Source organism: Mesorhizobium sp. M7A.F.Ca.ET.027.03.2.1 (assembly GCF_003999175.1).
Taxonomy (GTDB): Bacteria; Pseudomonadota; Alphaproteobacteria; order Rhizobiales; family Rhizobiaceae; genus Mesorhizobium.
The window spans coordinates 1-6,831 of record NZ_RZOM01000224.1; the positions used below are offsets into that span (position 1 = coordinate 1).

10 protein-coding genes are annotated in these 6,831 nt (G+C 61.7%); 1 reads left to right on the plus strand and 9 read right to left on the minus strand.

The window, feature by feature from the left end:
• Positions 1-29: 29 nt before the first annotated feature.
• The gene (locus EN750_RS12365; RefSeq protein WP_127396591.1) at positions 30-941 is read left to right on the plus strand and encodes an agmatinase; all 912 of its coding nucleotides are present in this window, start codon (positions 30-32) and stop codon (positions 939-941) included.
• Between the two features lie 2 nt (positions 942-943).
• On the opposite strand, the gene EN750_RS12370 is transcribed toward EN750_RS12365, so the two are convergent.
• From EN750_RS12370 to EN750_RS12410, 9 genes are all read right to left on the minus strand, one after another.
• A complete protein-coding gene (locus tag EN750_RS12370; protein WP_127396592.1) occupies positions 944-1,600 on the minus strand; it encodes a DUF1629 domain-containing protein in 657 nt (218 codons plus the stop codon).
• 64 nt (positions 1,601-1,664) lie between these two features.
• Complete coding sequence (locus tag EN750_RS12375; protein ID WP_127396595.1) at positions 1,665-2,327, minus strand: glutathione S-transferase family protein; 663 nt, start codon at positions 2,325-2,327, stop codon at positions 1,665-1,667.
• A 50-nt stretch (positions 2,328-2,377) separates the two neighbouring features.
• On the minus strand, positions 2,378-2,848 hold the full coding sequence (locus EN750_RS40650) for a hypothetical protein (RefSeq protein ID WP_127396593.1): 471 nt from the start codon (positions 2,846-2,848) through the stop codon (positions 2,378-2,380).
• 5 nt (positions 2,849-2,853) lie between these two features.
• Positions 2,854-3,756, minus strand: a complete 903-nt coding sequence (locus EN750_RS12385) for an aldose 1-epimerase family protein (protein WP_127396594.1) — start codon at positions 3,754-3,756, stop codon at positions 2,854-2,856.
• A 204-nt stretch (positions 3,757-3,960) separates the two neighbouring features.
• Entirely contained in the window at positions 3,961-4,677 is a 717-nt protein-coding gene (locus EN750_RS12390) for a Bax inhibitor-1/YccA family protein (RefSeq protein ID WP_127271130.1), read from the minus strand.
• 23 nt (positions 4,678-4,700) lie between these two features.
• The gene (locus tag EN750_RS12395) at positions 4,701-5,474 is read right to left on the minus strand and encodes an anti-sigma factor (protein WP_127380361.1); all 774 of its coding nucleotides are present in this window, start codon (positions 5,472-5,474) and stop codon (positions 4,701-4,703) included.
• Entirely contained in the window at positions 5,471-5,986 is a 516-nt protein-coding gene (locus EN750_RS12400) for a sigma-70 family RNA polymerase sigma factor (protein WP_236383399.1), read from the minus strand. The genes EN750_RS12395 and EN750_RS12400 overlap by 4 nt, the downstream gene beginning before the upstream one ends.
• 157 nt (positions 5,987-6,143) lie before the next feature.
• Positions 6,144-6,677, minus strand: a complete 534-nt coding sequence (locus EN750_RS12405) for a response regulator transcription factor (RefSeq protein ID WP_127321068.1) — start codon at positions 6,675-6,677, stop codon at positions 6,144-6,146.
• Positions 6,667-6,831: ATP-binding protein (locus EN750_RS12410; protein WP_245482686.1), on the minus strand; the 165-nt coding region annotated here is incomplete at its 5' end. The genes EN750_RS12405 and EN750_RS12410, both read right to left, overlap by 11 nt.

The window sequence follows — 6,831 nt, forward strand, 5'->3', positions numbered from 1 at the left end:
CGCTAAGCATCATCAGGATCCATCAAGGCATGACCCCCTCGCCTCCCTTTCTCGGCTTTCCAGACCGTCTCGCAGATGGTCACATGCCCCGCGCGGTGATCTTCGGGGCCGGTCACGGCAGCACTTATCCCGGCAAGGACAGCCGCGGCCACGCCTTGGCGGCGGATGCCATCCGCGCTGCGAGCCAGGACGACGCCACGTTCGTCGGGCACTGGGATTTCGATCTCGGCGGTCCGCTGTTCGACGGCAAGCCGGTGTCTTGCATCGACGCCGGCGATATCTTGACCACCATGCATGACAATGCCGGCAACAGGGTCAGGATCGAGGCAAAAACGTGCGAGATCCTGGCATTGCCGGCCGTGCCGATCCTGATCGGCGGCGACTGTTCCATGACCATTCCCTTCCTCGCCGGCTTTGCGGAGCACGGGCCGGTCTGGGTCCTGCAGATCGACGCCCATATCGACTGGCGCGACGAGGTGTATGGCGAACGCCACGGCTATTCGAGCCCGATGCGCAGGGCGAGCGAGATGCCGCATGTAGCAGGCATGGTGCAAGTCGGCCTGCGCAGCGTCGGCAGCGCACGCATCACCGAGATCGAAGCGGCACGGCGCTATGGCAGCCACTTCGTGACCGCCCGCGAGGTTCACGCTCAGAGCGTCGAAGCCGCGCTCCGGCATATTCCGGAAGGCGCGCGGGTTGTCGTCACCCTCGACTGTGACAGCCTCGATCCAAGCATCATGCCGGGCGTGGCGGCGCGTACACCCGGCGGCCTCACCTACACGCAGGTGATCGACCTGATCGCCAGCCTCGGCAGACGGGCCCGGATCGCAGGGTTCGACCTTGTCGAGTTCTATCCTCCGGCCGATATCGACGGCCTGTCAGCGCTGACCGCCGCGCGCCTTCTCGTCAATGTGGTCGGCACCGTCGTCCGGCAGGTTTGATGTCAAAACCCTGCTCTTCGCCGCAGACCGGCCCAAAAGCGCGTGAGGGAGCTCGCGGTTGAAATGCCCTTTTCCACACCTGAGTACTCGATCCTGCCTTGTCCGGCCGGCTCGTCGCTCCAGACCAAGTTGAAAGCAATGCCCTTGAGCCCAAGTTCCCCGATCCGGCGTACGATCGTCTCCTGCAGATAGATATCGGATATTCGCACCCCATCGGCACGCTCTGGGAGCTTGAATATCTCGGTACCGCCGATTGCGTCCGCTCGAAGGACGAGGCTTTCAATCACCATTATGCCGCCATCGTCAAAGCGAACGATCTTTGAACGTTCCTCGTCCAGCGCATCGATCACGGTGGTGACATTGAAGAGCGATATTGGCTCGTCAGCACGAAGCGGCAGGAATTCACCGTACGGTTCGAGGGTTGGCCGAAGCAACTTCAACGCCCTCGCCCGCGGGATGAGCACATGCTCGCCAAGCCATGGAAAATCTGAATATCGCCGGAGCGTACCATCGTCGTGCTCGCGCAGGATCTCCATCCCGGGCGGATGCCATCGTGTCTGCTTCCGGCCGCAGAGCATCGAAAACAGCTGGTAGTCGTCCGCCTGTCGAGGAAGGACCCATTCCTGTCCTTCGACCACACTCAGGACATAGATATTCATCCGATCCCCCGCACATCATCGCCTTGGTAGACTCGGCCTGCTGCGCGGTTCTTCGCGCGCATTCTCACCGCTGGTCCCCGACAGCCGTTTGCGGCACCGGCGGCAATTCGGGTGCATCCATCCCCTTGAAAGGGTCACGCCAGGCGTCGATGTCTTCAAGCCGACGGTACCAGCGGCTGACAGAAGAATAATCGTCGAGCGGCAATCTGGCGGCATCGTTGAACGGCAGGAAGGTCGCCATTCGAAAATCGGCATAGGAAATCGAATTTCCGACCAGCCACTGCCGCTCGGCAAGCACGGCGTCGATTATTGCCGCGGCCGTATGGAATTGGTTTAGGCCCTCCTCCACCCGCTTCTGATCGATCGGGCCGATGCCGTACCGCTGTTTGGTTCCACGCTCGAAATGCACCGTGTCGCAAGCGGATGCGAAGTGCTCCTTGCCCCAGCTGAGCCACCGGATCATCTCGGGTTCGTCATCGCCGGTGCGCCAGAAATCCGAATGCGCGTCGCGCGAGAGCCTGCAGGCTATGGCGTCTGCCTCCCAGAGGCTCTTTCCCTCATCATCCACAAGGATGGGCAGTGAGAGATTGGGATTTAACGGCCGATATTTCTCCGCCTGCCCCGGAGCGAAGGGCGAGGCGAATTCAAATTCGACTTTCGCGTCGAGGTAGCGTGCCACCGCGAGCGCGAGCCGAGGGTTCGGATTGCGGCTGAAATACAGCTTCATTGGGCACCGACGGTCTGAGCGACCACGCCATAGTCGATCATGGGCGGTCTCTATGCAGCTTCGAAGCCAGCTCGAGCGTCCATGTATCCTGACGGACTGGGCTCGCTTTTCATCATCGTTTTTCGCCAAGCTTCCTGCTCGGCATTTATCAGAGCCAATTCCCAAACACAGGCAACAACAGGTCTCTTTACCGTATCCATCGGTTCGGCGGCGGAATACAGCTTCCGATAGATATGCTGACAAAGCACCGAACCTTGTATCCACCAGTGAACCGAGATGGAAACACCCAGCTCGCCAGGATGAATAATCACAAAGCCCATGCCATTGTCGTCACCCTCGTCCACCACACGCGGCAGAACCTCCTGTCGCACGAATGACTGTGCCAGGGTCACCATGGGTCCGTCGACCTTCTTGTTGTCTGCGACGAGGCCATAGACTTTGAGCTTGAGACCGCCAATGTCCCATTGGCCCAAATTCAAAACACCACGTGGATGGTAGATCTCGATTGTTTCAGAATTCACTGGGCTCACTCCAATTCAGCCATTCGCGCACGACGCTGCAGCAGACGTACCTGATAGCTCAGAACACGCTTCGCGGCAGGCTCGATCAACATCACGCGAGGCTTATCGATAAACTCACCATCGAAATCCACCGGGCTTGCAAGGCCATGCCAGGGTTCGATGCAAAGAAATGGCGCGCCGCCGGGTTTGGACCAGATACCCAATTCCTGGAATCCCTGCCACAACATCTCGATCGCGGGACCGCTCTCGGCAGCGTAGCGCACGCTGGAACTGACGGGCCGATCCATGATCACCGCGTCCTCGCCGAAGAGCCTTTCGGAGAGTGCCAGCCTTTTGCCTTCCACAGGCGTCGGTTGTGGCGCTTTCAGCAGCAGGCCGTCCTTCAGGCGGCGGATCGGCGCTTGCTCGGCGGAGGCAAAGGTCAGCTGGTAATCCGTCTTGGCCAGATCCGGAAGCAAAGGCCAATTGAACGCCGGGTGCGCCCCGATCGATGCCGGCAGCGGCTCATCGCCGGTGTTGGTGATGTCGAAGGCCACATCAAGCTGATGGCGGTCCAGCGTGTAAGTCACTGCCAGGCGAAAGGCGAAGGGGTAGTGCGCGCGGGTATCGGCATCGTCGGTGAGCACCAACGTGCAGGATCGTGGTCCCCTCTGCGCCCAGGCGAACGGCTTGTCGCGCGCGAAGCCGTGCTGGGTCATCGGATAGGTCTGGCCGCGATGGCGCAGTTGGTCGCCCTTCAGCCGGCCGACGATTGGAAACAGCACCGGCGAGTGACGCCGCCATTCCGGACCGGCCTGCCACAGAAACTCTGTGCCGTCGGCATCGCGTAGGGAGACAAGTTCGGCGCCCTGCCCGACAACAGTCGCCGAGATGCCGTCACCGTGAAGCGTCAGGCTGTCCTGTTCCATGCGTCCTCGCGGCTATCTGGCGTGGCCGGCAGGCTAGCAAAAGGGGACGTGCGAACTCAAGAGCGGCAGATTTACATCGCGTCTCAGTCAGCCGCGATGAACGATCCACCGCACATGGCAAATGCTGCCTCAAATAAAAAACCGCGGCCGGAGGTTTCCCTCCGGCCACGGTAAGTTGCGAAATGTTGCCTGCTACGGTCCGGATTACTCGCGTTCGCCGGTGAAGTTCAGCAGCAGCTGGAAGATGTTGATGAAGTTCAGATAGAGCGAGAAGGCGCCGAAGACGGCAAGTTTCTGGCGCGATTCCGCGTCGAAATTCTCGGCATACTGTTCTTTGATCGTCTGCGTATCCCAGGCGGTCAGGCCGATGAACACGGCGATGCCGATCACCGAGATGGCGAACTGCAGCGCGGTCGAGCCGAGGAAGATGTTGACGATGCTGGCGATCACCACGCCGATCAGGCCCATGATCAGGAACGACGAGAACTGGGTCAGGTCGCGCTTTGTCGTGTAGCCGTAGAGACTGGTGGCGCCGAACATGGTGGCGGCGATGAAGAAGGTGCGCGCGATGCTGGTTCCGGTGAAGACCAGGAACACGGAGGCGAGCGACAGGCCCATGACCGCGCAGAAGGCCCAGAACATCGCCTGGGCACTCGCCGCCGACATGGTCTGCATTTTAAACGAGAACAGCAAGACGAAGGCGAGCGGTGCCAGCATCACCACCCATTTCAGCGGGCTGGAGAAGATCGGCACGTAGAGCGCCGGCGTCGATGAGATCATGAAGGCGACGAGGCCGGTGACCACCAGGCCGACGCCCATGTAGTTGTAGACGCGCAGCATATGCTGGCGCAGGCCCTCGTCGAAGATGGCTCCGGTTTGGGCGCCGGCGCCGACGCGATATCCCAGATTGGGGGTGTTCATTTGCGTTCTCCTTTGTGGATCGATCAGTAAAGCGTCTTGGCAAGCGTCTCGGCGGCGCGGTCGAGGTCGTGGACCTCGCTTCGTCCGACCACCGCATAGGCGACATCGCCGATCTGGAAATAGGCCGACGAAATGTCGCCCGAGGGCGCTATCGTCGGCTTGACGACGTCGAAGGTTCCGGGCCGGATCGCAAACAGCGACACCAGCCCCATGTCTTTCGTCTCGACCGCCATCTCGACGCTCGGCCCAAAGCGCGACGGATAGATCTGCACGTCGCGCACTCTCCAATCCGTCGGCAGCGACGGCATGACGATGGCAGTGGCGGCGCGGATTTCGCCGGCGTTGTAATTGGGCGCTTCCGGCTGCGACGGCATGCTCTCGCGCACCAGCGTCGTCCTGTGGGCCTGCACCGCCTCGTCGACATAGGCGGGCGGCTGCGGCGAGGCGACGACCTTGGTCACCGACATCGGCCCGATGATGCCGTTTGCCAGCCAGCCGGCGGCGACGAAGCCGGCGACCGCCGCCGCGCGCTGCAACACCCCGAAGAGCCGGCCGCGGGCAAGCCCCCTCTCCAGCCGCCGCGCGGCATCGGCGGTCGCGGGGCGCGCCATGCCCTTGGAGCCGGCAAGCGCCACGCGCAGCTCATCGCGGGTCCTGAGATCCGACATCACGCGCGCCGCCGCCTCCGGGCGAGCGGACAAGAATGCTTCGACCTCGATGCGGCGGGTGACGTCGACCTGGTCGTCGACATAGGCGTCGAGGTCGATATCGGTCACGGGATCGACAGTTGCGGTCATGACGGGCCTCCAACGATCCTGAGGTGGTTTTTTGCCTTCGCCGGCTCCTCCATCTCGCGCAGTGCGGCGCGCGCCCTGCCGATGCGGGACATCAGCGTGCCGAGCGGCACGCCGCTGGCATCGGCGGCCTGTTGATAGGAGAGGCCTTCGATGGCGACGAGGTGCAGCGCTGAACGCTGTTCTTCCGGCAGGCTGAAAAAAGCCTCGCGCACCTGCGCCAGGCGCACCGAATGTTCCTGTGGTGCCGGCGTGCTGCCGTCGGCCAGGTATCCAGCCTGTTCGACGCGCGACGCTTCGGACTTGCGGGACCGCATCTTGTCGATGAAGGTGTTGTGGACGATCGACAGCAGCCACGCGCGCAGGTTTCCGCCGGAGCGGAACGTGCTGCGCCGCTCATAAGCGCGCACCAGCGCGTCATGGACAAGATCCTCGGCGTCGGTGCTGTCGCGCGTCAGCGAGCGCGCATAGCGGCGCAGCGAACCGAGCTGTCCTATGATGTCAAAACGTGGCATTGACGGTTTCATGTCCTGTTTACGGAGCATGTGGGGATTTTAATCCCTGCCCTGCCAATTTTTCCCTTCGGAGGACATCGTTCGAATGTAACGATTGTTGCCGGCATCAATTTTATCATTGGTATCGGCACGATGTGCGATGCCCGGTAGATCGTGTCTACTTTACACGCCTCTTCTCCAGCTTCCGCGCCAAAGTCCGGCGGTGCATGCCCAGCCGTCGTGCCGTCTCCGAAATGTTGAAGTCGGCCTCCACCAACGTCTCGTGGATGCGCTCCCATTCGAGGTTCTTTATCGAGGTTGGTCGCTCGGCCAGCGGCACCGAAGCATTGCCTTCGACCTGGCCGAAAGCCGCTTCAATGTCGTCTGTATTGGCGGGTTTGGCGAGATACTGGCAGGCGCCGAGCTTGATCGCCTCGACAGCGGTGGCGATGCTTGCAAAGCCGGTCAACACGACGATCCGCATTTCAGGATCGTGCTCGTGCAGCGCCCTGACGCATTCCAGGCCCGAGCCGCTGGCGAGCTTGAGATCGACGACGGCATATTGGAAGGCAACGGTGCCGATCAGCGCATGCACGCCGTCGACGCTCCGGCAGCTATGCGTTTCGTAGTCACGCCGTTCGAAAGACCGGCGCAGTGCGTTGGCAAAGGCGATGTCGTCCTCGACGATCAACAGCGTGCGTTTAGTCGGCATTGTGCCCTCGCGGAGACAGAGCAGCCAGCGGCAGATGCAACGTAACCGAAGCTCCCCCCTCGGTTCTATTTCTTACGGTGACGGTACCCCCCAGCTTGCGGATGACATTGACGACCAGAAACAGGCCGAGCCCGCTACCTGGCCGGTTCTTGGT

Excerpts from the sequence above, each read along its gene's own strand:
- EN750_RS12365 (WP_127396591.1), top strand. The coding sequence starts at position 30 with ATGACCCCCTCGCCTCCCTTTCTCGGCTTTCCAGACCGTCTCGCAGAT.
- EN750_RS12370 (WP_127396592.1), bottom strand. The coding sequence starts at position 1,600 with ATGAATATCTATGTCCTGAGTGTGGTCGAAGGACAGGAATGGGTCCTT.
- EN750_RS12375 (WP_127396595.1), bottom strand. The coding sequence starts at position 2,327 with ATGAAGCTGTATTTCAGCCGCAATCCGAACCCTCGGCTCGCGCTCGCG.
- EN750_RS12385 (WP_127396594.1), bottom strand. The coding sequence starts at position 3,756 with ATGGAACAGGACAGCCTGACGCTTCACGGTGACGGCATCTCGGCGACT.
- EN750_RS12390 (WP_127271130.1), bottom strand. The coding sequence starts at position 4,677 with ATGAACACCCCCAATCTGGGATATCGCGTCGGCGCCGGCGCCCAAACC.
- EN750_RS12395 (WP_127380361.1), bottom strand. The coding sequence starts at position 5,474 with ATGACCGCAACTGTCGATCCCGTGACCGATATCGACCTCGACGCCTAT.
- EN750_RS12400 (WP_236383399.1), bottom strand. The coding sequence starts at position 5,986 with ATGCCACGTTTTGACATCATAGGACAGCTCGGTTCGCTGCGCCGCTAT.
- EN750_RS12405 (WP_127321068.1), bottom strand. The coding sequence starts at position 6,677 with ATGCCGACTAAACGCACGCTGTTGATCGTCGAGGACGACATCGCCTTT.